Origin of the sequence: Kitasatospora sp. NPDC048540 (assembly GCF_040651175.1) — a bacterium.
Classification (GTDB): Bacteria; Actinomycetota; Actinomycetes; order Streptomycetales; family Streptomycetaceae; genus Kitasatospora.
In genome coordinates this window covers 80852-106777 of the sequence record NZ_JBEZIR010000011.1, presented here as the reverse complement: position 1 = coordinate 106777, position 25926 = coordinate 80852, and the positions used below count along the sequence as shown (strand labels likewise).

Annotated in this window: 24 protein-coding genes and 1 pseudogene; 20 read left to right on the top strand and 5 right to left on the bottom strand. The window is 74.2% G+C overall.

The annotated features are described in order from the left end of the window. The 8 genes and pseudogenes from AB0D08_RS07395 to AB0D08_RS07360 all read left to right on the top strand — a co-directional run. Positions 1-1016 (top strand): annotated as a pseudogene (locus AB0D08_RS07395) (DNA polymerase III subunit gamma and tau); the annotation flags it as partial. Between the two features lie 120 nt (positions 1017-1136). After that, on the top strand, positions 1137-1481 hold the full coding sequence (locus AB0D08_RS07390) for a YbaB/EbfC family nucleoid-associated protein (RefSeq protein ID WP_082526132.1): 345 nt from the start codon (positions 1137-1139) through the stop codon (positions 1479-1481). A gap of 241 nt (positions 1482-1722) precedes the next feature. Then, positions 1723-2322, top strand: a complete 600-nt coding sequence (gene recR, locus AB0D08_RS07385) for a recombination mediator RecR (protein WP_033817623.1) — start codon at positions 1723-1725, stop codon at positions 2320-2322. Further along, positions 2315-2959: a DUF5063 domain-containing protein gene (locus AB0D08_RS07380; RefSeq protein WP_033817622.1), complete on the top strand. Its 645-nt coding sequence runs from the start codon at positions 2315-2317 to the stop codon at positions 2957-2959. Before recR ends, AB0D08_RS07380 begins: the two co-directional genes overlap by 8 nt. Before the next feature lie 362 nt (positions 2960-3321). Beyond that, complete coding sequence (locus AB0D08_RS07375; RefSeq protein WP_033817621.1) at positions 3322-4602, top strand: aspartate kinase; 1281 nt, start codon at positions 3322-3324, stop codon at positions 4600-4602. Positions 4603-4957: 355 nt separating this feature from the next. Then, positions 4958-5527 (top strand): SigE family RNA polymerase sigma factor, encoded by a 570-nt coding sequence (locus AB0D08_RS07370; RefSeq protein WP_033817620.1) that lies wholly within the window; start codon positions 4958-4960, stop codon positions 5525-5527. Next, positions 5520-6629, top strand: a complete 1110-nt coding sequence (locus tag AB0D08_RS07365) for a hypothetical protein (RefSeq protein WP_359886791.1) — start codon at positions 5520-5522, stop codon at positions 6627-6629. The genes AB0D08_RS07370 and AB0D08_RS07365 overlap by 8 nt, the downstream gene beginning before the upstream one ends. A 488-nt stretch (positions 6630-7117) precedes the next feature. Beyond that, positions 7118-7906, top strand: a complete 789-nt coding sequence (locus AB0D08_RS07360) for an SURF1 family protein (protein WP_359886788.1) — start codon at positions 7118-7120, stop codon at positions 7904-7906. A 37-nt stretch (positions 7907-7943) separates the two neighbouring features. Here the strand turns inward: AB0D08_RS07360 and AB0D08_RS07355 are convergent, their stop codons facing one another. Further along, complete coding sequence (locus tag AB0D08_RS07355) at positions 7944-8291, bottom strand: hypothetical protein (RefSeq protein WP_359886785.1); 348 nt, start codon at positions 8289-8291, stop codon at positions 7944-7946. Further along, entirely contained in the window at positions 8288-10105 is a 1818-nt protein-coding gene (locus tag AB0D08_RS07350; RefSeq protein ID WP_033817616.1) for a prolyl oligopeptidase family serine peptidase, read from the bottom strand. The genes AB0D08_RS07355 and AB0D08_RS07350 overlap by 4 nt, the downstream gene beginning before the upstream one ends. A 164-nt stretch (positions 10106-10269) precedes the next feature. On the opposite strand from AB0D08_RS07350, the gene AB0D08_RS07345 reads away from it, so the two are divergent. From AB0D08_RS07345 to AB0D08_RS07335, 3 genes are all read left to right on the top strand, one after another. Then, a complete protein-coding gene (locus AB0D08_RS07345; RefSeq protein ID WP_033817615.1) occupies positions 10270-10812 on the top strand; it encodes a hypothetical protein in 543 nt (180 codons plus the stop codon). A gap of 143 nt (positions 10813-10955) precedes the next feature. Further along, positions 10956-13184: an MMPL family transporter gene (locus tag AB0D08_RS07340; RefSeq protein WP_033817614.1), complete on the top strand. Its 2229-nt coding sequence runs from the start codon at positions 10956-10958 to the stop codon at positions 13182-13184. A 169-nt stretch (positions 13185-13353) separates the two neighbouring features. Next, on the top strand, positions 13354-14853 hold the full coding sequence (locus tag AB0D08_RS07335; RefSeq protein WP_051811467.1) for an MFS transporter: 1500 nt from the start codon (positions 13354-13356) through the stop codon (positions 14851-14853). 9 nt (positions 14854-14862) lie between these two features. Here the strand turns inward: AB0D08_RS07335 and AB0D08_RS07330 are convergent, their stop codons facing one another. Beyond that, the gene (locus AB0D08_RS07330; RefSeq protein ID WP_359886780.1) at positions 14863-16500 is read right to left on the bottom strand and encodes an FAD-dependent monooxygenase; all 1638 of its coding nucleotides are present in this window, start codon (positions 16498-16500) and stop codon (positions 14863-14865) included. A 337-nt stretch (positions 16501-16837) separates the two neighbouring features. On the opposite strand from AB0D08_RS07330, the gene AB0D08_RS07325 reads away from it, so the two are divergent. The 8 genes from AB0D08_RS07325 (at position 16838) to AB0D08_RS07290 (ending at position 22779) form a co-directional block, all read left to right on the top strand. Continuing rightward, a complete protein-coding gene (locus tag AB0D08_RS07325; RefSeq protein WP_359886778.1) occupies positions 16838-17929 on the top strand; it encodes a SchA/CurD-like domain-containing protein in 1092 nt (363 codons plus the stop codon). 79 nt (positions 17930-18008) lie between these two features. Then, positions 18009-18449: a cupin domain-containing protein gene (locus AB0D08_RS07320; protein ID WP_033817611.1), complete on the top strand. Its 441-nt coding sequence runs from the start codon at positions 18009-18011 to the stop codon at positions 18447-18449. After that, entirely contained in the window at positions 18446-19711 is a 1266-nt protein-coding gene (locus AB0D08_RS07315) for a beta-ketoacyl-[acyl-carrier-protein] synthase family protein (RefSeq protein WP_033817610.1), read from the top strand. Before AB0D08_RS07320 ends, AB0D08_RS07315 begins: the two co-directional genes overlap by 4 nt. Continuing rightward, positions 19708-20940, top strand: a complete 1233-nt coding sequence (locus tag AB0D08_RS07310; protein ID WP_033817609.1) for a ketosynthase chain-length factor — start codon at positions 19708-19710, stop codon at positions 20938-20940. Before AB0D08_RS07315 ends, AB0D08_RS07310 begins: the two co-directional genes overlap by 4 nt. Before the next feature lie 53 nt (positions 20941-20993). Then, complete coding sequence (locus AB0D08_RS07305) at positions 20994-21248, top strand: acyl carrier protein (RefSeq protein WP_033817608.1); 255 nt, start codon at positions 20994-20996, stop codon at positions 21246-21248. A gap of 1 nt (position 21249) precedes the next feature. Next, a complete protein-coding gene (locus AB0D08_RS07300) occupies positions 21250-21705 on the top strand; it encodes an SRPBCC family protein (protein ID WP_033817607.1) in 456 nt (151 codons plus the stop codon). Then, on the top strand, positions 21702-22052 hold the full coding sequence (locus AB0D08_RS07295) for a TcmI family type II polyketide cyclase (RefSeq protein WP_033817606.1): 351 nt from the start codon (positions 21702-21704) through the stop codon (positions 22050-22052). The genes AB0D08_RS07300 and AB0D08_RS07295 overlap by 4 nt, the downstream gene beginning before the upstream one ends. Before the next feature lie 202 nt (positions 22053-22254). Continuing rightward, a complete protein-coding gene (locus AB0D08_RS07290) occupies positions 22255-22779 on the top strand; it encodes a hypothetical protein (protein ID WP_033817605.1) in 525 nt (174 codons plus the stop codon). Between the two features lie 68 nt (positions 22780-22847). Here AB0D08_RS07290 and AB0D08_RS07285 read toward each other — a convergent pair whose 3' ends face one another. Continuing rightward, positions 22848-23843 (bottom strand): methyltransferase, encoded by a 996-nt coding sequence (locus AB0D08_RS07285; protein WP_149037855.1) that lies wholly within the window; start codon positions 23841-23843, stop codon positions 22848-22850. A gap of 182 nt (positions 23844-24025) precedes the next feature. Further along, complete coding sequence (locus AB0D08_RS07280; protein WP_033817603.1) at positions 24026-25099, bottom strand: right-handed parallel beta-helix repeat-containing protein; 1074 nt, start codon at positions 25097-25099, stop codon at positions 24026-24028. A gap of 230 nt (positions 25100-25329) precedes the next feature. Between AB0D08_RS07280 and AB0D08_RS07275 the strand changes: the two genes are divergently transcribed. Continuing rightward, positions 25330-25836, top strand: a complete 507-nt coding sequence (locus AB0D08_RS07275) for a pyridoxamine 5'-phosphate oxidase family protein (protein WP_033817602.1) — start codon at positions 25330-25332, stop codon at positions 25834-25836. Positions 25837-25926 lie beyond the last annotated feature (90 nt).

Here is a 25926-nt window from a genome sequence, read left to right as displayed (position 1 = left end):
TACCGCACGCTCGGTTTCGAGGTGCGCGATTCGAACGTCCTCAGGTACGCGGTGGGGCACCCGCGCCCGCGGCCGCACCGGCTCCCGCCGGGGCCGCCCCCGGCGCCTGGCCGATCCCGCGCAGTTTCCCCGCGCCGGGTGGCCCGGCCGAGCAGCCCGGCGCTGCGGCGCCCGCCGCCGCCCCGGTCGCGGAGGCCGCCCCGGCGTACCCGCCCGCTGCCCCGACCGCACCCGTGCCCACGCCCACGCCGCCGCCGGCCTCGCCCGTGGCGGCGCCTGCCGCGGCCCAGGCGCAGCCGTCCGCCGGTGCACAGCAGGGCGCCGCGCAGATCCGCCAGATGTGGCCGCAGATCCTGGACGCGGTGAAGAACCGCCGCCGTTTCACCTGGATCCTGCTCAGCCAGAACGGTCAGGTGGCCGGCTTCGACGGCAGCGTCCTCCAGGTCTCCTTCGTCAACGCGGGGGCCCGCGACAGCTTCGTCTCCAGCAACAGCGACGAGGTGCTGCGCCAGGCCCTGGCCGACTCGCTCGGCGTGGACTGGCGGGTGGAGTGCATCGTCGACCCGTCCGGCGGTTCGGCGGGCGGGCTGCCCCCGGCCCCGCCCGGCGGTGGGGGTGGCGGCGGTGGCTGGGGAGCACCGGCGCCGGCGTCCCGCCCCGCCTCGGCGTACCCGCCACCGGCGGCCCCGGCAGCGGTGGCCACGCCCGTGCAGCCGAGCCAGCCGGGTCAGGCCGATCAGGCGGGCCAGCCCGGCCGAGCGATGCAGCAGGCGCCGTCCGTCGCGCCGGTGCAGGCCGCGCCGGTCCAGCCGCAGCAGCAGGCGGCGGCCCCGCAGCCGTCCGCCGGCCACCCCGGGCCGTCGCAGCCGCAGGCCCCGCAGCCGTACGTGGCCCCGGAGGACGACGTACCCGAGGACGACGACCCGGACCTGAACGAGCAGGTGTTCTCCGGCCAGGAGCTGATCATCCGCGAGCTGGGTGCCACGGTCCTGGAGGAGATCCACCACAACGGGTGACGGGGACGGCGGCCGACCGGCGCATCGGCCGCCCCACCCGGCGGCCGACCGGGTGGCGCGTAGGCTCGGAAGGGTGTCGTCGGTTTCGGCGACCCTTCCGTGTACAGGCAGGAGAGAGCCGTGTTCCCTGGTGGTGGCCAGCCCAACATGCAGCAGCTGCTGAAGCAGGCGCAGAAGATGCAGGAGGAGCTGGGCAAGGCGCAGCGCGAGCTGGCCGAGACGCAGGTGAGCGGCTCGGCGGGCGGTGGCCTGGTCGAGGCGAAGGTGACCGGCGCGGGTGAGCTGGTGGCGCTGACGATCGCGCCCGCCGCCGTCGACCCGGAGGACACCGAGACCCTGGCCGACCTGGTGCTGGCCGCGGTCCGGGACGCCAACGCGGCGGCGCAGAAGCTGCAGGCCGAGCGGATGGGCCCGCTGACCCAGGGCCTGGGCGGCGGCGCCGGGATTCCCGGTCTGCCGTTCTGACCCACTCCCGCGGGCCCGGACCGGTCCGGGGACCCGGCGCCGCGCCGGAATCCTGGTGCGCCGCGTGGCGGTCCGCGGTGGTCCGCTGCCACTGCCCCGCGGGCGCGTGATGTGTGATTTATGAGGTGGTCGGGCGTCGGACGGTGTGTCCGACGCCCGATTCGTTGGATGATGGCACCGGAGCACCCGGCGCCGGGGTAACAGGCCCCGGAGCGGTGCCCGGCCGACGGAAGGCGCGGAGTTGTACGAGGGCGTGGTTCAGGACCTGATCGACGAACTGGGCAGGCTGCCCGGCGTCGGGCCCAAGAGCGCGCAGCGGATCGCCTTCCACATCCTGCAGGCCGATCCGGTGGACGTACGCCGGCTGGCGTTCGCGTTGCAGCAGGTCAAGGAGAAGGTCCGGTTCTGTGCGGTCTGCGGCAACGTCGCGGAGGCCGAGCAGTGCCGGGTCTGCCTGGACCCGCGCCGCGACCTCGCGGTGATCTGCGTGGTCGAGGAGCCGAAGGACGTCGTGGCGATCGAACGCACCCGGGAGTTCCGGGGCCGCTACCACGTACTCGGCGGCGCGATCAGCCCGATCGAGGGCATCGGCCCGGACGACCTGCGGATCCGCGAGCTGATGACCCGGCTCGCGGACGGCACGGTCACCGAGCTGATCCTGGCCACCGACCCCAACCTGGAGGGGGAGGCGACCGCCACCTACCTGGCCCGGCTGTGCAAGCCGATGGGCCTGAAGGTGACCCGGCTGGCGAGCGGTCTGCCCGTCGGCGGGGACTTGGAGTATGCCGACGAGGTCACCCTCGGCCGGGCCTTCGAAGGGAGACGACTGCTCGATGTCTGACGTAACCCACAGCCTCACCCATACCGATGAGCCGGACGACTTCGCCGTCCAGATCGCCGACTCGGTGGAGAGCTTCGTGCTGGCGGTCTCCGAGGTCGCCAAGGGCGACGAGCCGGGCAGCGCGGTCTCGCTGCTCCTGCTGGAGGTCTCCCAGCTGCTGCTGGCGGGCGGAAGGCTGGGGGCGATCGAGGACGTCCTGCCCGAGGACCGCTTCGAGCCGGACACCGGTCCCGAGCCGGACGGCGTGGAGCTCCGGGAGCGGCTCGCCGAACTGCTGGCGCCGATCGACGTCTACCACGAGGTCTTCGACCCGTACGGCCCGCCGGAGAAGCCGAGCGCGTTCCGGATCTCGGACGACCTGGCCGGGGTGGTGGCGGAGCTGCAGCACGGGCTCACCCACTACCGGGAGGGCCGGATCAGCGAGGCGCTCTGGTGGTGGCAGTTCTCGTACCTGTCGAACTGGGGCTCCACCTGCACGGCGGTGCTGCGGGCGCTCCAGTCGCTGATCGCGCACGTCCGGCTGGACAGCCCGATCGGCGCGGCTCCGGACGGGGCCGACACGGACGACGACGGGCTCACCGACGAACAGCTGGAGCAGCAGGCCGGCGATCTGATGGCGGCCGAGCTGGGGCTCTGAGTCCCGGGCCGCCGCCTCCCGGGCCCGGGGTTCCGGCCCCGGATCGGGTCCGGCCCGGGCCGTCCGTCGCGGTGCGCCGGGCGGAGTGTGACGAAGCCGTCAGCGATTCGCCGGGTGCTGGAATCCCGGGTGCCGGGCGGCCGGTGGCCCGGCGATTCTGCGGGCGGGCGGCGGCCCGGCAGGAGACCTGCCGGTGCGGCCCGCCCGCGGCGTTCCAGCAGGCGATACCGGCGTCTCATCATATGGAATGCGGCGGATCGCCCTGACCTGCTCGATAGACTGACGCGGACCGCACAGCCCCCTTCCCCTGGGGGTGAGGGGGCCATCCACCCCCCGAAACCGACTCAAGTCGAGGAGCGCACGTGGGCCTTGTCGTGCAGAAGTACGGCGGCTCATCCGTTGCGGATGCCGAGGGCATCAAGCGCGTGGCCCGCCGGATCGTCGACACCAGGAAGGCCGGCCATGAGGTCGTCGTCGTGGTGTCCGCGATGGGCGACACGACGGACGAGCTCATCGAACTCGCGGAGCAGGTGACGCCTATTCCGTCCGGCCGTGAGTTCGACATGCTGCTGACCGCCGGAGAGCGGATCTCCATGGCCCTGCTGGCGATGGCGATCAAAACGCTGGGCCACGAGGCCCAGTCCTTCACCGGCAGCCAGGCCGGTGTCATCACGGACTCCACGCACAACCGGGCCCGCATCATCGATGTCACGCCCGGCCGGATCCGCAACGCGCTGGACGGCGGCAACATCGCGATCGTCGCCGGCTTCCAGGGCGTCTCGCAGGTCAGCAAGGACATCACCACGCTCGGCCGCGGCGGCTCCGACACCACGGCCGTTGCGCTGGCCGCCGCGCTGGGCGCGGAGGTCTGCGAGATCTACACCGACGTGGACGGCGTGTTCACCGCCGACCCGCGGGTGGTGAAGAAGGCCCGCAAGATCGACTGGATCGGCTTCGAGGACATGCTGGAGCTGGCCTCGTCCGGCTCCAAGGTGCTCCTGGACCGCTGCGTCGAGTACGCGCGGCGCTACAACATCCCGATTCACGTACGCTCGTCCTTCTCCGGCCTGCCGGGGACAATTGTCAGTGGCACCAACCCGAACAAGCCCGAAGGGGGCGAGATGGAGCAGGCCATCATCTCCGGAGTCGCCCACGACACGTCCGAGGCCAAGATCACGGTCGTCGGCGTGCCGGACAAGCCGGGCGAGGCGGCCCGGATCTTCCGCGCCATCGCGGACGCCGAGGTCAACATCGACATGGTGGTGCAGAACGTCTCCACCGCGTCGACCGGACTGACCGACATCTCCTTCACCCTGCCCAAGGCGGACGGCCAGAAGGCCATCGACGCACTGGGCCGGGTCAAGGAGGGCATCGGCTACGAGTCGCTGCGCTACGACGACGCCATCGGCAAGCTCTCGCTGGTGGGCGCCGGTATGCGTTCCAACCCCGGGGTCACCGCGACCTTCTTCGAGGCGCTCTCGGAGGCCGGGGTGAACATCGAGCTGATCTCCACCTCGGAGATCCGGATCTCGGTGGTCACCCGCTCCGAGGACGTGCCGGAGGCCGTCCGCGCGGTGCACAGCGCGTTCGGCCTGGACACCGAGACCGACGAGGCCGTGGTCTACGGCGGCACCGGGCGCTGAGGCGAGGCGCCGGGACGGCCCGCCGAGGCCGAATCGGCGCTCCCTCCTGGCCCATGACGGACCGGCCGGCCACCCTCGGGTGGCCGGCCGGACGCCGTTCGCGACCCGGTGCCCGACGGTGACCGATCGCGGAGCGGGGCCGTCCGGCCCGGCCGCACCTCGCTGACCTGGGGCAACCGCCACGGGCCCGGACCCCGCCGGACGACGGGTCAGAATCCCTCCCCAGAACCCTGGAGGGGAATTCCGACGGTACGGAAGAATGCTTCCGGGGTCAGGGCAACCATGACAGGGGTTCGAGTGTCCAACAGGCGTGGCGAATGCGATGGGGGCAGTGGGAGTGGCGACGCTGCCGGTGATGACGCTGCCGGGGGCGGCCCGGCGGCCGGCCGATAGCGCCGTGGCAGCTGCTGCGGCGGCAGCGGACGCGTCCGGGGCCAGCGTCGACCAGCTCACCGAGACCTACCAGGCCCACTACCGGTCCCTGCTGCGCCTGGCCGCCCTGCTGCTGGACGACCTGTCCTCCTGCGAGGACGTGGTGCAGGAAGCGTTCATCCGGGTGCACGCGGCCCGTCGGCGGGTCCGCGATCCGGAGAAGACCCTCGCCTATCTGCGGCAGACCGTGGTCAACCTGTCCCGGTCCACGCTGCGAAGGCGGATCCTCGGTCTGCGGCTGCTGCCCAAGCCGATGCCTGACATGGCCAGTGCAGAAGAGGGCGCCTACGATGCGCTGGAGCGCGACCGGCTCCGGTCGGCGCTCCGGGGGTTGCAACGCCGTCAGCGGGAGGTACTGGTGCTGCGCTACTACGCGGATCTGACCGAGGCTCAGGCCGCGGAGGTGCTCGGTATCTCCGTCGGATCGGTCAAGGCGTACGGCTCCCGCGGACTGACCGCCCTCCGGGCCGTGATGGACACCAGCGATGACTGACGGCCACGGGCGGCTTCCCGGCGCCGATCCGACGAACGGTCAGCCCGGTGAGGGCACCCCGCTGGAGTGCGAGCTACGGCTGCTGCTGCACCGGGCGGTCGCCGACGTCGAGCCCGATGCGGCGGCCCTGCGCCGGATCCGGATCGGTGTGCCGCGTAGACGGGTGCGCTACCGCAACACCTGGACCGGCGCGGCGGCCGCCGTCCTGATGGCCGCGGCCGCGGTCCCGGCGATCCAGGGGGTCGGACCGCTGGGCCTCTCGGGAGGCGCCGGCGGCGACACGGTCCGCACCCCGGTGCACACCGGCGCCGCGCCGACCGGTGCGGGCACGGCCCAGCACCCGGTCTCCTCGGTCCGTCCGAGCGACTCGAACGCCGCCGCGGGCGTGCCCTCGGACAGCGGTACCGCCGCGCCGAGCCAGGCCGCCACGGCCGGGCCGGGCACCCAGCCGGCCCCGGCGCCCGCTCCCTGGTGCACCGCGGCGGACCTCGGTTCGCCGGAGAGCCGGGTGGAGGCCCCGGACGCGGCCGGCAAGGTGTACGGCTGGTTCGCGCTGCGGAACACCTCCACCGGCAGTTGCCGGGTCGCGGACGACGGCCGGCTCACGGTCAGCGCCGCCGTCGGCGGTGACCCGGCCGGCGTGAAGGTGGTGCCGCACCGCGCGGGCGACGCGGCGACGGCCCTGCCGGCCCCACCGGCCACCCCGGCGGAGCTGCTGCTCACACCGGGCGCCTGGTACCGGGTCAGGTTCGGCTGGGTGCCGGGCGAGAGCTGTACGTCGCCGGGCGGCGGGCCCAGCGGACAGGCGGTGCCCGCGATGGTGCCGGCCCGTTTCGTCGAGGTCGCGTCCGCGGCGCCGGGCGGGGCGGACCCGGTCCCCGGCAGCAGCCCGAGCCCGACCGACCAGTCCACCCCGGCCCCGACCCCGAGCCCGTCGCCGACCGTCGCCGACCACTCCCTCACCCTGGCGTACGCACCACGGGCCGACGGCCAACCGGTCGCCACCGCGGTGCTCAAGGGCGCCTGCGGCGGGGCGGTCCACCAGGCCCTCCCGGAACCGGGCGGTACCGCGGCCCAGCCCTCACCACCCCCCGGCGGCTGACCACCCACCACCCGGCCGGGGCCACCTGCCGGGCGGCAGCGGCCGACCAGCCCGCCCACCCGGCGCGGCGGCCGTCAGGCTCCTGACCCGCCACCGCCCCGGTGCCCGGGCCCTGACCACGGTTCATGACCACCGTCCTGTAGCGCCGTCGGTCCCCTTGGCGCCCAGCCCGGCGTCCGCCTTGCCCATCCGCGGCCGGGCCGGCCAGACCCGGAGGCCCGGCGCGGCGGCCGTCAGGCTCCCGACCTGCCACCGCCCCGGTCCGGCCGCCGACCGGCCCGCCGACCCCGACCACGGGTCTTGATCGCCGTCCCGGGCCTCCGTCCTGGACCGCCGCCCGTGTCCTCGATCACCGGACCGCCCGGACCGCCCGGACCGCCCATCCGCTCCCGGCGCGACCTCCCGTCCGCCCGGCCGGGGCCTTCTCGCCCCACCCCGGGCCCGACCCGGCGGCCGGGAGGGCGTGAGGACTGGTTACCGTGGGGGGTGTGTACCGGTTTCTCCTGACCCCGCGCTGGCTCGGCGGCACCGCCCTCGGCCTGGTCGCCATCGTGGTCTGCGTGCTGCTCGGCTCCTGGCAGCTCGGGCGGTTCGAGGACCGGCTCGGCACCCACCGCGCCTCGGCGGCCGCCCCCGGTACGGCAGGCGGCCCGGCGGCCCCGCTCGGCTCCGTGCTGGACGGGCCGCAGGCCAGGGTGGGCAGCGACACGGTCGGCCGTGAGGTCACCGCCACCGGCGACTACGACGCCGGGCGTCAGCTCCTCGTCCCGGGCCGCGCCGTCGACGGCCGCACCGGGTACTACGTGCTGACCCCGCTGCGGACCGCGGACGGCCGCGCCGTCGCGGTGGTCCGCGGCTGGGCGGCCGGGACGCCGGGGGCGGCCCCGCCGCCGCCGGCCGGGACGGTCAGCGTGACCGGCCGCCTGCAGGCCCCGGAGAACGCCGGCAGCGGCGGTGCGGTGGCCGGCGGCCTGCCCGCCGGGCAGCTCGGCACCATCAGTCCGGCCACCCTGGTCAACGTGCTGCCCTACCCCGTCTACGACGGCTGGGTGGCCGCCGACGACGCGCCGGGCGGCCTGACGGCCGTCCCGACCGTGCAGCCACAGGGCGGCGACGGGCTGAGCCTGCGGGCCTTCCAGAACCTCGGCTACACCCTGGAGTGGTTCGTCTTCGCGGGCTTCGTGGTCTTCATGTGGTTCCGCCTGGTCCGCCGCGAGGCGGAGGCCGCCCAGGACCGGGCCCTCGGTCTGGACCCGGTCCCGGACCCGGCCCTGTAGCGGACGTCCGGCCACCGGAAGGATCCCCGGCTACCGCCTACCGGCTCGGGGTCGGCGACGGCCACCCGAACGACGGCGTCGGCGCCGGCCCGCAGTCGTCATCGTCGTCGCCGGAGCGCGAGGTGGTGTGGTGGTGCACCGTCCGGCTGCTCTTCGACGTGGACTTCGACTTCGACTTCGACGAGCTGCCCGAGCTGCCGCCCGAGCTCTTGCTGCCGCCGCCACTGCTCTTGCCACCGCTGCTCTTGCCCAGCACCTGGGCCGGCGCCCCGAGCGCCTGCACGCAGTCGTAGTCGTCCGAGGACGCGCATCCGCTCGCGGTCAGCAGCAGGGTGAGCACCGCGGCGGAGGCGGCCGCCGCGGACCGGCGCGCGGGCCGGTTCACCCGGCGTCCCCGAGGTGGCGGCGGACGAAGTCGATCTCCAGCCGGAGCTGCCTGATCCGCTCCTCCACCACCAGCGAGCCGTGCCCGGCGTCGAACCGGTACACCTCGTGCACCTTGCCCAGCTCGGTGAGCCGCCGCACGTAGTTGTCGATCTGCCGGATCGGGCAGCGCGGGTCGTTGACCCCGGCGCTGATGTAGACCGGCGCCCGGACCTCGTCGACGTAGGTCAGCGGCGAGGAGGCCCGCCACCGCTCGGGGACCTCCTCGGGGGTTCCGCCGAAGAGCGTGCGGTCCAGGGACTTCAGCGCCTCCATCTCGTCGGCGTACGCGGTCAGGTAGTCCGCGACGGGGACGGCGGCGAGGCCGAGGGTCCAGTGCTCCGGCTGCACGCCGAGGCCCAGCAGCGTCAGGTAGCCGCCCCACGATCCGCCGGAGAGCACCAGCCGGGCGGGGTCGGCGAGGCCGGAGGCCACCGCCCATTCGCGTACGGCGCCGATGTCCTCGAGCTCGATCAGGCCGACCCGCTCGCGCAGCGCGTCCGTCCAGGCCTGGCCGTAGCCGGTGGAGCCGCGGTAGTTGACCCGCACCACCGCGAAGCCGTGGTCCAGCCAGGCGGCCGGACCGGCGGCGAAGGAGTCGCTGTCGTGGTGGGTCGGGCCGCCGTGCACCTCGAAGACGGTCGGGAACGGGCCCGTCCCCGCCGGGCGCTGGACCAGTGCGTGCACCCGGCCGCCCGGGCCTTCGACCCAGACGTCCTCGGCCGGCACCGAGCCCGGCGGCACCGGGCCGGGGGCCCGCAGCACGACCGCGCCGGAGGTGGACCGGACCACCGGCGGCTCGGCCGCCGAGGACCACAGGAACTCCACCGTGCCGTCCGGCCGGGCGGTGGCCCCGGCGACGGTCCCGCGCGGGGTGTCCAGGCGGGTGAGCGCGCCGCTCGCCAGCTCGTACGAGAACAGCTCGCTGCGGGCCTCGTACTCGTGCTCGATCAGCAGGCTCGCGGCGCCCGGACGCCACTGCGCGGACAGGTCGCCGGGGAACTCCCGGCCCTGCTCGTCGCGCAGCTCCAGGGCCGTCTCGGTGCCGGTGGCCAGGTCGTGGACGGCCGGCTCCCAGCGGCCGCGGCGCTGGTGGGCGATCAGCATCCGGGTGTCGCCGTCGGCGGGCGCGAAACCGAGGCAGACCAGCCCGCGCGGGTCCGGCCGGCCGGTCACCTCGTCCAGCTCGGCGACGGTTGAGCCGTCCGCGGTGCGGATCACCCGCAGTGCGGCGTGCATGGCGTCGCCGTGCTCGGTGTGCTCGACGGCCAGCAGCGAGCCGTCGTAGGAGAGGTCGCCGATGCCGCCGTACTCGGCGTGCCGGTAGATCACTTCGGCCTTCGCGGCGCCCGGCCGCCGCAGGTGCAGGGCGGTGCCGTCCTCCTCCCGGGAGGTGCCGATCACCACCGTGCCGTCCCGGCCGAGGGCGAGCCCCGTGGAGTACGCGGCGGGCACGCCCGGCACGCACTCCTCGTCCGGCCCGCCGGCGAACGGCTGGCGGCGCCAGACGCCGAGCTCGTCGCCGTCGGTGTCGTCGAACCACCAGATCCACTCGCCGTCCGGGCTCAGTTCGGCGTCGGTGGTGCCGTTCGGGCGGCCGGTCGCGCGGCGGTGGCTGTCGGTCGTCCGGTCCCAGGCGTACACCTCGAAGGTGCCGGTGGCGTTCGACACGTACAGCGCGCGTTCGGGGGCGTCCTCGGCCCAGTCCGGCAGTGACACCCGCGCCGCCCGGAACCGCTGCTCCCACGCCGGTGCGGCGCTCGTCTCCTCGCTCATGTCCCCATCCAACCCGATCGGCGGCGGGTAGCGGAACGCCGAGGGACGGTCCCACCCGCGGCGAGGGGCGGCCCAACACGCGGCGGTGGTCCGCCTGCCGCGCCGCCGGTTCCGGCCCGGGTTATCAATGAATCCGGACAGACCCGGACAAATGGAGCGCGCACATGCCCGTCACCCTGCTGAGCCGAGACCGCCTGACGCCGACGCTCACCCCGGAGGCGTCCGGCCTGGTCGCCGAGGTCGAGGCCTACCTGGCCACGCTGCCCGCCGCCGCCCGCCCGCAGCTCCCGTACGTCTGCCCGCTCGGCAGCGTCGAGCAGCCCTGGAACGCCGGGCACCCGCTGCCGCGCCGCACCCTGCTGGACCGGCTGGCGCGCCGGCCGGCCCGCCCGGTCGAGGTGACGGTCGCCGGGCACCTGCGGCTGACCTCCCGCTACCTGACCGCCCACGGCTGGCTGCAGGGCGCGATGTGGGACTGCCAGGGCCGGGTCTGCCTGCTCGGCGCCCAGTCCGCCGTCCTCGCGCACGGCTACGGCACCCCGTACACCGCCCGCCGGGGCCGGGCCCAGGTGATGGAGGTGCTGCACGCCACCGGACGGCCGGTCAGCTCGCCCGACGCGTACAACGACGCCGCCTCCACCACCCAGGCCGACGTCCACCGGCTGCTGGAACACGCGGCCTCCCGCGCCGAACTGCTCGGCATCTGACCGCCCGTCCGCGGCGCCACCGGCCACCCGTCCGGCGGTGTGTGTCGGCGCGGACCGCGCCCGGTCGGTACGTATCGTCAGAAAACCGACCAAGATGACCGCAGCCTGTCCGGCCGAGCGTCAGAAGCCCTCCGGGAGAGCGCATGTCCGTGCCGAAGCAGCCGTCCACCCCGGCGGAGCAGGCCGCCAGCAGTCCCGGGGTGCTCTGGCGCCTCGGCGCCTGGTGCGCCCGGCACTGGGTGATCGTGATCCTGGTCTGGCTGGTGGCCCTCGGCGGCCTGCAGGCGGTCAACCGGCTCTGGGGCGGCGACTACTCCGACGACTTCGCCCTCCCCGGCTCGCAGTCCAGCAAGGGCCAGGCCGTCCTCCAGGACAACGACCCCAACATCGGCGGCTACAGCTCACCCGTGGTCATGAACGACACCCAGGGGCTCGGCGCCTTCACCGGCCAGATCGGCCAGACCGTCACCGCACTCCAGCAGCTCCCGCACGTGACCTCAGTGCAGAGCCCGCTCGGCGTGCCCTCGCTGCCCACCGGCCCGCTCTCCGCCAACGGGCAGACCGGCTACATCACGGTCCGCTTCGACTCCAACCCCAGCACCTTCGAGGACGCCTACCTGGACGGCGTGGACGCGGCCGTCGCCCCGCTGCGGACGGCCGGGGTGGACGTGGAGTACGGCGGCGCGCTGGGCGAACTGGCCAGGCCGGCCGCCGACGACCGGACCAGCGAGGCGATCGGCTTCGGGGTGGCGATCCTGGTCCTGCTGATCGGCTTCGGCAGCGTGATCGCCGCCGGACTGCCCCTGCTCACCGCCCTGATCGGGGCGATCGTCGGGCTGGCCTGCCTCGGCCTGGTCGCCAGGCTCTCGACCTTCGCCACCGTGTCACCGACCCTGGCGACCATGATCGGCATCGGCGTCGGGATCGACTATGCACTCTTCCTGATCACCCGTCACCGACAGGACCTGATGGACGGGATGGACCCGGTCTCCTCGGCCGGCCGGGCCGTGTCCACCAGCGGCCGCGCGGTGCTGGTCTCCGGCTGCACGGTGATCGTCGCGCTGGCCGGCCTGTCCGCCTCCGGCGTCAGCTTCATCACCAAACTGGGCGTCGCCGCCGGCATCACCGTGATCTCCGCGGTGCTCGGCGCGCTCACCCTGCTGCCCGCCCTGCTCGGGCTGATCGGCCCGCGGATCGACCGCTTCCGGGTGCGCACCCCGGTCGCCGAGGCGGCGCCGGCCCCCGAGGGCACCGACCCGGCGGCGGACCAGGCGCACGGCTTCTGGCACCGCTACGCCCGCCGGGTGGAGTACCGGCCCTGGCACTTCCTGGTCGGCGGACTGGTGGTGATCGGCATCCTGGCCATCCCGCTGTTCTCGATCCAGCTCGGGCACATCGACGACGGCGCCGACCCGACCACCTTCACCGACCGCCGCGCCTTCGACCTGATGTCCGACGCCTTCGGGCCCGGCTCCAACGGCCCGCTGACCGTGGTGATCGACCAGAGCGCCGTCCCGTCCGCGGACCGCTCCGCGCAGTCGGCCACCGTCCAGCAGGCGCTGACCGGCCTGCCCGGCACCTCCAGCGTCACCCAGCTGCAGCCGACCTCCAACGGCCAGGTGCTGTTCGGCACGGTCTACTCCTCGACCCGCCCGCAGGCCGAGAACACCACCGACGTGGTCAACCAGCTCAAGCGCCACGTCCTGCCGCAGGCCCTGACCGGCACCCCGGCGAGCGGGTACGTCACCGGCAGCACCGCCGGCCAGGTCGACTTCCTCGACATCGTCTCCAGCCGGCTGCCCGTGATCATCGCGGTGGTGGTCGGCCTGGCCTTCCTGATCATCGTGCTGGTGTTCCGCGGCCCGCTGGTCGCGCTCAAGGCCGCCGTCCTCAACCTGCTGTCGATCTCCGCCTCGTACGGCGTGGTGGTGGCGGTCTTCCAGTGGGGCTGGGGCGGCCCGGAGCTGGGCGTCAACGGCAAGGTCCCGATCGAGAGCTACGTGCCGATGATGATGTTCGCCATCGTCTTCGGCCTGAGCATGGACTACGAGATCTTCCTGCTCTCCCGGGTGCACGAGGCGTGGAAGCGCACCCAGGACAGCAAGGAGAGCGTGGCCCACGCGCTGGAGATCACCGCACGGGTGATCAGCTGCGCGGCGCTGATCATGTTTTCGGTCTTCGTGGCCTTCGTCGTCAGCGACAACATCGTCGTCAAGATGCTCGGCCTCGGCCTCGCCGTCAGCGTGCTCGTCGACGCCACCGTGGTCCGCCTGCTGCTCGTCCCGGCCGTGATGACCCTGCTCGGACGCTGGGCCTGGTGGACCCCGCGCTGGCTCGACCGGATCCTGCCGCACCTCGACCCCGAGGGCTGACCGGGCTGCTCCGGCCGTCGGGGCCGCTCCGGCGTGGCGCGCGGCGGTCCGCCGGGGCCGGTCCACGATGATCGAGTGCACCCGGCGGCAGGTCCGGGCCGGCGGGCGGGGGCCGGCCCGGACGGACCGTCAGCGCGTCCACCGCAGGCGGCACCGCGAAAGGCCCACCGTGACCACATCCCCTCCCGAAGACGACCGCGCCCAGGCCCCCGACCGGCGCTGGCAGGCGCTCTCGGTGTGCCTGGTCGCCGGCTCCATGACGCTGCTCGACATCAGCATCGTCAACGTCGCCCTGCCCTCCGCGCGGACCGGCCTGCGGCTGTCCGACAGCGGCCTGCAGTGGGTGCTGTCCGGGTACGCGCTCGCGTTCGGCCTGGTCCTGATCCCGGCCGGCCGGCTCGGCGACGCCCGCAGCCGGCGCGCGGTCTTCATGACGGGCCTGGCCCTGTTCACCGCCGCCAGCGCGTTCGCCGGCGCGGCCCAGAACGAGACCTGGCTGGTCGCCGCCCGGCTGCTGCAGGGCCTGGCCGGCGGCCTGCTGGTGCCGCAGGTCTCCGGCTTCATCCAGCAGCTGTTCGGCGGCGCGGAACGCGGCCGGGCGTTCGGCATGCTCGGCACCACCATCGGCATCTCCACCGCGATCGGACCGCTCCTCGGCGGCCTGCTGATCGAGGCCTTCGGCCCCCGCGAGGGCTGGCGCTGGGTGTTCTACGTCAACCTGCCGATCGGCGCCCTCGCCCTGCCCGCGGCCTACCGGCTGCTGCCCAAGGCGCCGCCCCGCGGGCCGGGGGACTCCCACCACCGCCACTTCGACCCGGTCGGCGTGCTGCTGCTGGGCGGCGGCACGCTGCTGCTGCTCCTGCCGTTCGTCGAGCAGCAGTGGCAGGGCGACGCCAAGTGGCTGCTGCTGCTCGGCGCGGCCGCGCTGCTGGCCGCGTTCGCCGGCTGGGAGGTGCACTACGGCCGCACCCGCGAGCCGGTGGTCCGGATGAGCCTGTTCCGGGCCCACTCGTACTCGCTCGGGGTGCTGCTCTCGCTGGTGTACTTCGCCGGCTTCACCGCGATCTTCTTCGTGTTCAGCCTCTACCTGCAGAACGGGCAGCACTACAGCGCCCTGCTGGCGGGCCTGGCCATCACCCCGTTCGCGCTCGGCTCCGCGGTGGCCGCCACGGTCGGCGGCCGGGTGGTGCACCGCTACGGCCGGCCGCTGGTCACCGGCGGCCTGGTGCTGGTGGTGACCGGGCTCTCCGCCGCGGCCCTCGCCGTCCACCTGTGGTCCGGCCGGTACGTCGGCTGGGCGACCGCGGCCCCGCTCCTGCTGGCCGGCGTGGGCAGCGGCCTGGTCGTCTCGCCCAACCAGACCCTCACCCTCAGCGAGGTCCCGGTGGTACGGGCCGGCAGCGCCGGCGGCGTGCTGCAGACCGCGCAGCGGATCGGCTCGGCGGTCGGCATCGCCGCCGTCGGCTCGGTGTTCTTCTCCTGGACCGCCGCCCACCGCGGCGACTGGGCCGGCGCCTTCCAGGAGGGCCTGCTGGTGGCGCTGGGCTTCGTCGCACTGGCCCTGCTGGTCGCCCTGGCGGACGCCTTCGGCCCGCACGCCCGCCGGGCCCGCGCCGGGGCCGCGGCCCCCCGGGAGGAGGACCGCAGCCCGGCCGGCGAAGGACGCTGAGCGTCCCGCTCAGCCCTCCAGCCGCAGCACCGCCCGCAGCGCGCCGTCCAGCACCGCCAACTGGTCCGCCCCCGGCTCCTCAGCCGGGGAGCGCCAGGCCACGAACCCGTCGGGGCGCACCAGCACCGCGCCGCCCGGCGTCGTCCCGTACGCCTCGGCCCAGTCCCGGCCGGGCTCCGGTGCCAGCTCGTGGTCCGGGCCGCCCCCGACCCGGTACGCGGCCAGCGGGATGCCGTGCCGCTCGGCGAGCCGCTCGGCCGCCGCCTTCCAGCCCGCCCCCTCGGGACCGGTGAGCAGCACCATCGACTCCTCGAACAGGTCCAGCAGGGACAGCCGCACGCCCGCCCGCCGCACCCACAGGTGCGGCGCCCGGGTACCCGGCTCACCGGTGGAGGCGAAGCTTTCCGGCACCGCCGACAGCTGCGGGTCGGTGCCCACCACCGCGCCCACCGGGTAGCGGTAGCCGAGCGCGACGGCCAGCACGTTCTTCTGCCGGCCGGCCCCCGGCACCGCGTCGTACCCCGGGTGCCGGTGCTCGGCCGACCGGGCGGAGGCCCGCGCACCGGTCTCCCGGGCCACCGGCTGCCGCTCCTCGCCGTACGTCTCCAGCAGCCGCGGGCCCGCCCAGCCGCCGAGCACGGCGGCCAGCTTCCACGCCAGGTTGTGCGCGTCCTGGATGCCGGTGTTGGAGCCGAACGCGCCGGTCGGGGACATCTCGTGGGCGGAGTCGCCGGCCAGGAAGACCCGGCCCTCCCGGTACCGCCGGGCCACCCGTTCGGCCGCGTGCCAGGGGGCCTTCCCGGTGATCTCGAGCTCCAGGTCGGGGACACCGACGGCGGTGCGGATGTGCGCCGCGCAGCGCTCGTCGGTGAAGTCCTCCAGCGGCTCGCCGTGCTCCGGGTGCCAGGGCGCGTGGAAGACCCACTGCTCCTGGTTGTCGACCGGCAGCAGCGCACCGTCGCCCTGCGGGTTCGTCAGGTAGCAGGCGATGAAACGTCGGTCGCCCACCACGTCCGCCAGCCGCTTGGCCCGGAAGGTGATGGACACGTTGTGGAACAGGTCGCCGGGCCCGTCCTGGCCGATGCCGAGCCGCTCCCGGACGGGGCTGCGCGGCCCGTCCGCGGCGATCAGGTAGTCCGCCCGGACGGTCCGCAGCTCACCGGTGGCGCGGTCCTTCAGGGTGGCGGTGACCCCGTCGCCGTCCTGCTCGAACTCCGTCAGCTCGGTGCCGAACCGCAGGTCACCGCCGAGCTCCCGGGCCCGGCGCAGCAGCACCGGCTCCAGGTCGTTCTGGCTGCACAGGCACCACCCGGTCGGGCTGAAACGGGCGAGCGCACCGCCGGGGTCGATCTCCTTGAACAGCCACTCCTGGTCGGCACCGGTGAGGGTGTCGGCCTGCAGGATGCCGTGGTTCTCGGCCAGCACCGAGGCGGCCTCGCGGATCGCCTGCTCGACCCCCGCGGCCCGGAACAGCTCCATCGTCCGGACGTTGTTGCCCCGGCCGCGCGGATGGTGCGAGGTGCCGGAATGCTTCTCGACCAGCAGGTGGCCCACACCGAGGCGGCTCAGGAACAGCGAGGCGGACAGCCCCACCAGTGAGCCGCCCACGATGAGGACCGGCACCCGGTCGCCGACCTTCGAATTCATCGATCACTCCAGTCTCTACGGGACCTTGCGGGGACACCGGGGCTGCCGGCGGCTGGGTGCCGACGAGTGGAAGCCCAGGTACAGACTCCGGCGGCCCGGCCCTCCACGCCCGGTGAGCGGATGTCATGTCCCGGGTTTTCGCTCGGATGGCTTCCAGCCCTCGCGCCGCCCGTGACGGCACCCCACGATCGACCTCAGACCCGAAGGCCCTCGTCGCGGAGCTCCACCCGGCCCCGCCGCCCCTCGGGTCCAACACGGCGTCAGCTCGCCGACGCGGCACCGCACACCCGGCATCCGCCGCCGGTGCCCGCTCGCCCCCTCAAGGAGAAAGTGGAACATGACGACCCTGACCGAACCCGTGTCGCAGACCCGGTCCCTGGTGGCCTCGCGCCTTCGCGTGGTGCTGTTCTGCGACATCATGGACGGCACCCAGCAGCGCTTCCTGGACGCCTACGAGCAGCTGCGCCACCAGGTGGCCGCGGTGCCCGGGCACGTCAGCGACCAGCTCTGCCAGTCCATCGAGGACCCGTCGCAGTGGCTGATCACCAGTGAGTGGGAGAGCGCGAAGCCGTTCCTGGCCTGGGTGGACAGCGAGGCGCACCGCGAGATGGTGAAGCCGCTGCACGGCTGCGTCCGGGACACCCGTTCGCTGCGGTACAACATCATGCGCGAGACCGCGGGCAACGAGACCTTCGACGGTCCGGCGCCGGTCATCGACGGCACCGTCCGGCACGCCCTCACCTTCAAGGTGAAGCCCGGCAGCGAGCGGGCCGTCGCCGAAATCCTGGCGGGCTACAGCTCGCCGCAGGCCCGGGTGGACGACCACACCCGCCTGCTGCGCACCTCGCTGTTCATGCGCGGCAACCGGGTGGTGCGGGCCGTCGAGGTGGCCGGCGACCTGGCGGCGGCGCTGCGCCATGTCGCGCAGCAGCCCGAGGTCCGGGCGGTCGAGGAGGCCATCAACCCGTACCTGGAGGAGGCCCGCGACCTGAACAACCCGGAGTCGGCGCGCTCCTTCTTCATGCGGGCCGCGCTTCCGGCCGTGCACCACGTCGCCCGCCCCGGGCGGATGGCCGGCGACGTCACCCGGTACGCGGTGAGCTACCCGGTGCGCAGCGGCTGCGGTGCGGCACTGGCCGACCTGCTGGCCGGCCAGGACCAGCAGGCGGTGGCCGACCCGGACGGGGTGATCGCGGCGGCCACGCTGTTCCAGCGCGAGGACGTGGTGGTCCGCGTGGTCGACCTGCCGGCGGACCGGGAGCACGCGCCGGCCGCGGTGCTCGGCGTGGCCGGCGACCGCTCTGCGGGCCTGTTCGCCCGGCTGGTCGAGCTCGGCGGCCACGACCTCGGCGACAACGCGGGCATCGCCCGCTTCGTCACCGAGTGCCGGATGGACCTGGTCACCGACCGCAGCTCGAAGGACGCCTGAACCCCAGCGGGCCGTCCTCGCTCCGGCCGGCGACCGCCGCCCAGGGGCCTTCCCAGCAAGTCATCTTGGAGGTAGCACCATGACCACGCAGTTCCCACGGATCGTGCACGTCGACGAGGCCGAGCCGAACCGGCGACGCGGCGGTGACCTGCGCGCGATGCTCACACCGACCACGGTGGGGGCCACCAGCGGGTTCATGGGCCTGGCCATCGTCCAGCCGGGGGACCGGATCGGCGAGCACTACCACCCGTACTCCGAGGAGTTCGTGTACGTGGTCTGCGGCGACCTGGAGGTGGACCTCGACGGGGTCGCCCACCCGCTGCGCCCGGAGCAGGGCCTGATGATCCCGATCAACATGCGCCACCGCTTCCGCAACGTCGGTGACACCGAGGCCCGGATGGTCTTCCACCTCGGCCCGCTGGCCCCCCGCCCCGAGGTCGGCCACGTGGACACCGAGGAGACCCACAGCCACCAGTCACCCCGCGCCGTGCCGCCGGAACACGCCCGGGTGACCTCGTGACGAGGCGGGTTGCGGTCACCGGGATCGGCATCGTGGCCCCCGGTGGGCTGGGCGTGCGGGCCTTCTGGGACCTGCTCACCGCCGGCCGTACGGCGACCCGCGGGATCACCCTCTTCGACCCCACGGGATTCCGTTCCCGGATCGCCGCCGAGTGCGACTTCGACCCGGCGGCCTGCGGACTCGACGCCGAGCAGACCGCCCGCGCCGACCGCTACGTCCAGTTCGCCCTGGTCGCGGCCGCCGAGGCGGTCCGCGACTCGGGCCTGGAGCTCGCCGCCGAGGACCCGTGGCGGATCGCGGTGTCCCTGGGCACCGCGGTCGGCGGCACCACCCGGCTGGAGCACGACTACGCGCTGGTCAGCGCCGGTGGCTCGCGCTGGGACGTGGACCACCGCGAGGCCCAGCAGCACCTGCACCGGGCGTTCGCGCCGAGCACGCTCGCCTCGGCCGTCGCGGAGCAGACCGGCGCCCGCGGCCCGGTGCAGACCGTCTCCACCGGCTGCACCTCCGGACTCGACGCGGTCGGCTACGCCTTCCAGGCCATCCAGGACGGCCGGGCCGACGTCTGCGTCACCGGCGCCTCGGACTCGCCGATCTCACCGATCACGGTGGCCTGCTTCGACGCCATCCACGCGACCTCCGAGCGCAACGACGACCCGGCGCACGCCTCCCGGCCGTTCGACGCCAACCGGGACGGCTTCGTGCTCGGCGAGGGCGGCGCCGTCCTGGTCCTGGAGGAGCTCGAACACGCCCGCCGACGCGGCGCCCGGGTGTACTGCGAGGTCGGCGGGTTCGCGACGTTCGGCAACGCGTACCACATGACCGGCCTCACCCAGGAGGGCCGGGAGATGTCCGAGGCGATCGACAGCGCACTGGCCCAGGCGAAGGTCAACAGCGACGACATCGACTACGTCAACGCGCACGGCTCCGGCACCAAGCAGAACGACCGGCACGAGACCGCGGCCGTCAAGCGCTCGCTCGGCGAGCACGCGTACCGGACCCCGATGAGCTCGATCAAGTCGATGGTCGGGCACTCGCTCGGCGCGATCGGCGCCATCGAGCTGGTGGCCTGCGCGCTGGCGCTCGCCGAGGGCGTCGTCCCGCCGACCGCCAACTACGAGACCCCGGACCCGGAGTGCGACCTCGACTACGTGCCGAGGACCGCCCGCTCGATCCCGCTGCGCAACGTCCTGTCGGTCGGCAGCGGCTTCGGCGGATTCCAGTCCGCGGTGGTCCTGCGCCGGGAAGGGGTGAAGGCATGACGAGCGATCGGAACGGCCGCCGGGTGGTGATCACCGGGGTCGGGGTGATCGCGCCCAACGGCGTGGGCACCGACGACTTCTGGAAGGCCACCCGGGAGGGCGCCACCGCCCTCGGGCCGATCACCCGCGAGGGCTGCGAGAAGCTGCCGCTGCGGATCGCCGGACAGGTGCACGGCTTCGACGCCGAGGGCGCCATCGAGGGCCGCTACCTGGTCCAGACCGACCGCTTCACGCACTACGCGATGGCGGCGGCCGACCTGGCCCTGGCCGACGCCGGGCTGGGCGACGGTCCCGAGGACCCGTTCGCGGTCGGCGTGGTCACGGCGGCCGGCTCGGGCGGCGGCGAGTTCGGCCAGCGCGAACTGCAGAACCTCTGGGGACAGGGCCCGCACTTCGTCGGCCCCTACCAGTCGATCGCCTGGTTCTACGCCGCCAGCACCGGCCAGATCTCGATCCGCGGCGGCTTCAAGGGCCCGTGCGCGGTCGTCGCCAGCGACGAGGCCGGCGGTCTGGACGCGCTCGCCCACGCCGTCCGCACCATCCGGCGCGGCACCGACCGGGTGGTGGTGGGCGCCGCCGAGGCGCCGCTCGCCCCCTACTCGATGGTCTGCCAGCTCGGGTACCGCGAACTCAGCCTCGCTGCCGACCCCGACCGGGCCTACCTGCCGTTCAGTGCCGACGCCCGCGGCTTCGTCCCCGCCGAGGGCGGCGCGATGTTCGTGGCGGAGGCCGAGGAGTCGGCCCGCGGCCGGGGTGCCCGGATCCGGGCCGTCCTGGCGGGCCACGCGGCCACCTTCACCGGCGCGTCCCGCTGGGCGGAGTCCCGCCACGGCCTCGCCCACGCGATCCGCGGCGCGCTGGAGGAGGCGCACTGCGCCCCCGACGAGATCGACGTGGTCTTCGCGGACGCGCTCGGCGTCCCCGAGGCGGACCGCGCCGAGGCCCTGGCCATCGCCGACGCCCTCGGCGAGCACGCGGCCCGGGTCCCGGTGACGGCCCCCAAGGCCGGCACCGGCCGGGCGTACTGCGGCGCGCCGCTGATCGACGCGGCCGCCGCCGTGCTCGCCATGGAGCAGGGCCTGGTCCCGCCCACCCCCAACGTCACCGACGTCGCCCACGACATCGACCTGGTGACCGGCTACGCCCGTACGGCCGAGCTCCGGACGGCGCTGGTGCTCAGCCGAGGGCTGATGGGCTCCAACGCGGCCCTGGTGCTGCGCCGCCCCTGACCGGGCGCGCGGCCCGCGGCCGCCCGAACGACCCCGACGAGGAGAACACCCTGATGGACCACCACCTGACGCACGAAGAGCTCGCCGCGCTGATCAAGAGCCGGGCCGGGATCACCGTCGACCCGGCCGCGATCGGCCACCCCGAGGCGACCTTCGACGAGTTCGGCGTCGACTCGCTCGGCCTGCTCGGCATCGTCGGCGAGCTGGAGAACCGCTACGGGACCCAGATCGCGCCCGGCGCCGAGATGTCCAAGACCCCGCAGCAGTTCCTCGACGCCGTCAACGCGTCCGTGAAGACAGGAGCCTGACATGCCCGGACACACCGACAACGAGATCCTCATCGCCGCCCCGGTCGACCTGGTCTGGGACATCACCAACGACCTGGAGAACTGGCCGCAGCTGTTCAGCGAGTACGCCTCGGTCGAGGTGCTGGAGCGCGAGGGGCAGCGGACCACCTTCCGCCTCACCATGCACCCCGACGAGAACGGCACCGTGTGGAGCTGGGTCTCCGAGCGCGAGACCGACCGCCACGGGCTCGCCGTCCGGGCACGCCGGGTCGAGCCCGGGCCGTTCGAGTTCATGGACATCCGGTGGGAGTACGCCGAGGCGCCCGACGGCACCCGGATGCGCTGGATCCAGGACTTCGCCATGAAGCCCACCGCGCCGGTCGACGACGACGCGATGACCAACCACATCAACCGCAACTCCCGGATCCAGATGGAGCTGATCCGGGAGAAGGTCGAGAAGCGGGTCGGTGCCGCATGAACGAGCCCGACCGCACCCACCGCGCCCTCATCGTCGCCCGGATGAAGCCCGAGTCGGCCGCCGGGATCGCCGAGGTCTTCGCCGCCTCCGACCGCGGCGAGCTGCCGCACCTGATCGGCGTCACCAGCCGCAGCCTGTTCCAGTTCGGCGACCTCTACCTGCACCTGATCGAGGCGGACCGCCCGCCCGGCCCCTCGGTCGCCAAGCTGACCGGCCACCCCGAGTTCCGGGACGTCAGCCAGCAGCTCACCGCCTTCGTCCAGGCCTACGACCCCGCCACCTGGCGTGAGCCGAAGGACGCGATGGCCCGCGAGTTCTACCGCTGGGAGCGCGCCGGCACCTCCTGACCCCGGCCGCCGCGCAGACCCCCCGGTCCCCCGGGGGGTCCAGCCATGTCCGGGCCCGGCCGCCCGCCCGGGCGCCGTGACCCTGACGCAGCACCCGGGTGGCGGGTGACCGCCCGGTGACGGACGGTGGTTGAGGCCCCGGCGGGCACCGTGGCTGACGGTCAGTCAGCCCACCGTCCGGGCCGCCGAAAGGAAGATCTTCATGCGTTCTGTCCGTACCGTCCTGGCCGGCGCCGCCCTCGCCGCCACCACCCTGCTGGCCGCCCCGGCCGCACTCGCCGAGGACTCCGACGAGTCCCGCCCGGTGCTGAGCTGGGAGGAGAAGCAGGCCAAGGCCGCCACCCCCGAGGGGCAGCAGACCTGGGCCGAGAAGCAGGCCAGGGCCGCCGCCGGTGAGGAGCCGGCCGCGAGCCGCGCGGCGGAGGCCGCGGCGGCCGAGGAGGAGGACGCCGCCGGGGAGACCGGCCAGAACGTCGTGGAGGACGCCGTGGAGGACGCCGTGGGCACGGCGGAGGGAGCGGTGGAGGAGGCGGTGGAGGACATCGGCGAGGAGGCCGCGCCGCGGGTCGAGCACCGGGCCCCGACGGGCGGGGTGCACGCGGGTGGCGGCGGCACCGCGCAGCTCGGGACCGAGCCCGGCGCGGCCGCGTTCGTCCTGCTCGGCGGGGCGGTGACGGCCGGCGCCGTGGTGCTGCACCGGCGCCGGTCCGGCCTCGGCGCGCACTGAACCCTCGCGGACAGCACGGATCCGGCCCGTCAGCGCTGCTGACGGGCCGGATCCATGGGGGGCCGGACTCAGGCGGGCACGGTGCTCTCGAAGGCGTGCAGGTACGGGTTGACCGGCCGTACGTCACGCACCTGCAGACCGGCCTCCGTCATCAGCGCGAGCATGCTCTCCCGAGAGTGCTTCGCACCGCCGACGTTGAGCAGCAGCATCAGGTCCATCGCGGTGGTGAAACGCATCGACGGGCTGTCGTCGACCAGGTTCTCGACCACCACCACCCGGGCGCCGGGAGCGGCGGCGGAGACCACGTTGCGCAGGGTGCGGCGGGTGCTCTCGTCGTCCCACTCCAGGATGTTCTTGATGATGTAGAGGTCCGCCCGGACCGGGATCTCGGCCCGGCAGTCACCCGGCACCAGCCGAGCCCGGTCCGCCAGCGAACCGCCCGGCTGCAGCCGGGCATCGGCGTTGGCGACCACCTGCGGCAGGTCGAGCAGGGTGCCGTGCAGGCCGGGGTGCTTCTCCAGCAGGCTGGCGATCACGTGGCCCTGGCCGCCGCCGATGTCGACGACGCTGGAGACCCCGTCGAGGTCGAGGAAGGCCGCGAGCTCGGCCGCCGACTGGCGGCTGGAACTGGTCATCGCGTTGTTGAACACCCGGGCCGAGTCGCCCGCGTCGTCGTGCAGGTACTCGAAGAACTCCTTGCCGTAGAGCTCCGGGAAGATGTTCCGGCCGGTGCGCACCGCCTCGTCCAGGCGCGGCCAGGCCTGCCAGGTCCACGGCTCGGTGCACCACAGGGCGATGTAGTGCAGGCTGTTCGGCGCGTCCACCCGCAGCTGGCGGGACATGTCGGTGTGCGCGTAGCGGTCGTCGTCCGTCTCGGTGAACACCCCGTAGCAGGACAGCGCGCGCAGCAGCCGGCGCAGCGGCCGGGGCTCGGCCTCGACGGCCGCGGCGAGTTCGGTGACCGTCATGGGCTGCTCGCCGAGCGCGTCGGCGACGCCCAGCGAGGCGGCCGCGCGGACGGCGGCGGCGCAGGCTGCGCCGAAGACCAGCTCCCGCAGGCGCATCGCGGCCTGCGGGGAGACGGGCTGGGCGGTGCCGGTCGGGGGCTGTGCGGCGGTCGGGGGCTGTGCGGTGGTGGTCATCGGGCCAGCTCTCTCATGGTGGGCGCCGTCCGGCCGGGGCCGGACGGCGGGGCTTCGGCGGTCGGCGGAACAGCGGACCGGCGGCGGGGCCTGCCTGCGGAGGTTCAGCAGTGGCCGGCGGGCTCGGAGGTGCGGCAGGTGTTGCGGGCGAAGGAGTTGTCCGTACCGGTGTCGCGGTCCGCGAGGTCGGCCGGGCCGTTGCGCAGCGCGGTGTTGCCCTCGACGGTGACCCGGGAGCTCGGGGTGCCGACCACGCTGCGGAACAGCACGATGCCGCCGGACATCGGCGAGGCGCCCTCGTTGTCCTCCACCCGGTTGCCGGTCACCCGGGTGTCCTCCACGCCGGTGAGCAGGATCCCGGTGCCCTGGATGAAGTCGAGGCGGGGGTTGGGCGGGCAGTACGCGTTGTTCGCGTGCACGTAGTTGTCCTCGACGCTCAGCGCGCCGGCCCGGGGCAGGCCCTCGTCGCCGACGACGAAGACGCCGCCGCAGTTCCCGGAGATGTCGTTGCGCTCGACGGTCAGCTCCCGGGCGCGGCGCACGACGACCCCGATCCGGTTGCCGGACAGCCGGTTCCCGCTGATCAGGGCGCCCTGGGTGTCGATGGCGCCGCCCTCCTCGTTGGCGGCGTTCGCCAGGAAGATGCCGGCCTGGCCGTTGTCCCTGGCCTGGTTGCCCGTCACCTCCGCCCGGGTGGACTTCTCCTGGCTGATGCCCTGCTGGCCGTTGCCCTCGGCGAGGACGGCGCGCACCCGCAGCCGGTCGGTCATCGAGGCGTTCAGCCCGTTCTTCGGGAACCCGCGCAGGGTCAGCGCCTCGATCCGGACGCCCGACACCGGCGCGGCCGCCGAGCCGGTGACGCACAGCCCGTGGCCGGCCGCGGCGCACGCGGCGGCCGAGCCGGTCGCGGCAGCGCCGCTCTCGTCCGGGGTGAGGACCGTGGCCTCGCCCACCCCGCGGATGGTCAGGTTCGCGGTGCCGACGGCGACGCTGCCGCGGTAGGTACCGGCCATCAGCTGGATGCCGTCACCGGGCGCGGCGGCGTCGACCGCCTGCTGGATCGACTCGCCCGGCCGCACCAGGTGCCACGTGGCCGCGTGTGCGGGGGGAGCCGACCCCAGGCCGGCGATCAGGGCTGCGGAGAGGCCCGCACAGTAGTGGATCGGTCGCGTGGGCATGGGGTGGAGACCTGCCTTCCGGGGTCCGGATGAGTCCTTGGGTGGCGGCGTGACGGGGCCCGGCAGGGTGCACGGCCGCCGAATCGAAGCTATGGGCGATCCCGGCACCCCGCCACTCAGGGTGTCCGGTCGATTCCCCGGGGTGAACGGGCGCGCGCCTGCGAGGCCCGGCGGGGCGCGCCCGGCTACCGTGCCCAGTGGCGGCAGGCCCGTCGTACGGAGGTGGTCCCATGGCCGACCCGGTCGCGTACCGGCCCCACATGCCCGGCTACGGAATCCTGCCCGCGGACCAGGGCACCGGGCTGCTGCCGTGGTCCTGGGCGGAACGGCAGCTCACCGGCTCGCACGACTACTGGCTCTCCACCGTCCGGCCCGACGGGCGGCCGCACACCATGCCGGTGTGGGGCGTCTGGCTGGAGCGGGCGCTGTGGTTCAGCAGCAGCCGGGCCTCCCGCAAGGCCCGCAACCTCGCCCACCGCGCCGACTGCGTCCTCGCCACCGAGAACCCGCACGAGCCGGTCGTCCTGGAGGGCCGGGCCGCGACCGTCACCGAACCGGACGCGATCGGCGCCTTCCTGGCCGCGCTCAACGCCAAGTACCGCACCGACTACGCCCTCGACTTCCTCGATCCGGAGGTCAACTCCGTCTTCCGGGTGCGGCCCACCGAGGTGTTCGGGCTCCTCCAGGAGGACTTCACCGGCTCCCCGACCCGCTGGGCCTTCCACCCGGACGGCTGACACCCGACGGTGCCCGGGCCCACCGGATGGCGCAGCGGTCCCGGTACCCGGCACCCGCTGCCGGATGAGCGCCGGGGGCGCCTGCGGGAC

Excerpts from the sequence above, each read along its gene's own strand:
- AB0D08_RS07380 (WP_033817622.1), top strand. The coding sequence starts at position 2,315 with ATGTCTGACGTAACCCACAGCCTCACCCATACCGATGAGCCGGACGAC.
- AB0D08_RS07370 (WP_033817620.1), top strand. The coding sequence starts at position 4,958 with ATGACGCTGCCGGGGGCGGCCCGGCGGCCGGCCGATAGCGCCGTGGCA.
- AB0D08_RS07365 (WP_359886791.1), top strand. The coding sequence starts at position 5,520 with ATGACTGACGGCCACGGGCGGCTTCCCGGCGCCGATCCGACGAACGGT.
- AB0D08_RS07350 (WP_033817616.1), bottom strand. The coding sequence starts at position 10,105 with ATGAGCGAGGAGACGAGCGCCGCACCGGCGTGGGAGCAGCGGTTCCGG.
- AB0D08_RS07345 (WP_033817615.1), top strand. The coding sequence starts at position 10,270 with ATGCCCGTCACCCTGCTGAGCCGAGACCGCCTGACGCCGACGCTCACC.
- AB0D08_RS07340 (WP_033817614.1), top strand. The coding sequence starts at position 10,956 with ATGTCCGTGCCGAAGCAGCCGTCCACCCCGGCGGAGCAGGCCGCCAGC.
- AB0D08_RS07330 (WP_359886780.1), bottom strand. The coding sequence starts at position 16,500 with ATGAATTCGAAGGTCGGCGACCGGGTGCCGGTCCTCATCGTGGGCGGC.
- AB0D08_RS07325 (WP_359886778.1), top strand. The coding sequence starts at position 16,838 with ATGACGACCCTGACCGAACCCGTGTCGCAGACCCGGTCCCTGGTGGCC.
- AB0D08_RS07320 (WP_033817611.1), top strand. The coding sequence starts at position 18,009 with ATGACCACGCAGTTCCCACGGATCGTGCACGTCGACGAGGCCGAGCCG.
- AB0D08_RS07310 (WP_033817609.1), top strand. The coding sequence starts at position 19,708 with ATGACGAGCGATCGGAACGGCCGCCGGGTGGTGATCACCGGGGTCGGG.
- AB0D08_RS07305 (WP_033817608.1), top strand. The coding sequence starts at position 20,994 with ATGGACCACCACCTGACGCACGAAGAGCTCGCCGCGCTGATCAAGAGC.
- AB0D08_RS07300 (WP_033817607.1), top strand. The coding sequence starts at position 21,250 with ATGCCCGGACACACCGACAACGAGATCCTCATCGCCGCCCCGGTCGAC.
- AB0D08_RS07295 (WP_033817606.1), top strand. The coding sequence starts at position 21,702 with ATGAACGAGCCCGACCGCACCCACCGCGCCCTCATCGTCGCCCGGATG.
- AB0D08_RS07290 (WP_033817605.1), top strand. The coding sequence starts at position 22,255 with ATGCGTTCTGTCCGTACCGTCCTGGCCGGCGCCGCCCTCGCCGCCACC.
- AB0D08_RS07285 (WP_149037855.1), bottom strand. The coding sequence starts at position 23,843 with ATGCGCCTGCGGGAGCTGGTCTTCGGCGCAGCCTGCGCCGCCGCCGTC.
- AB0D08_RS07280 (WP_033817603.1), bottom strand. The coding sequence starts at position 25,099 with ATGCCCACGCGACCGATCCACTACTGTGCGGGCCTCTCCGCAGCCCTG.
- AB0D08_RS07275 (WP_033817602.1), top strand. The coding sequence starts at position 25,330 with ATGGCCGACCCGGTCGCGTACCGGCCCCACATGCCCGGCTACGGAATC.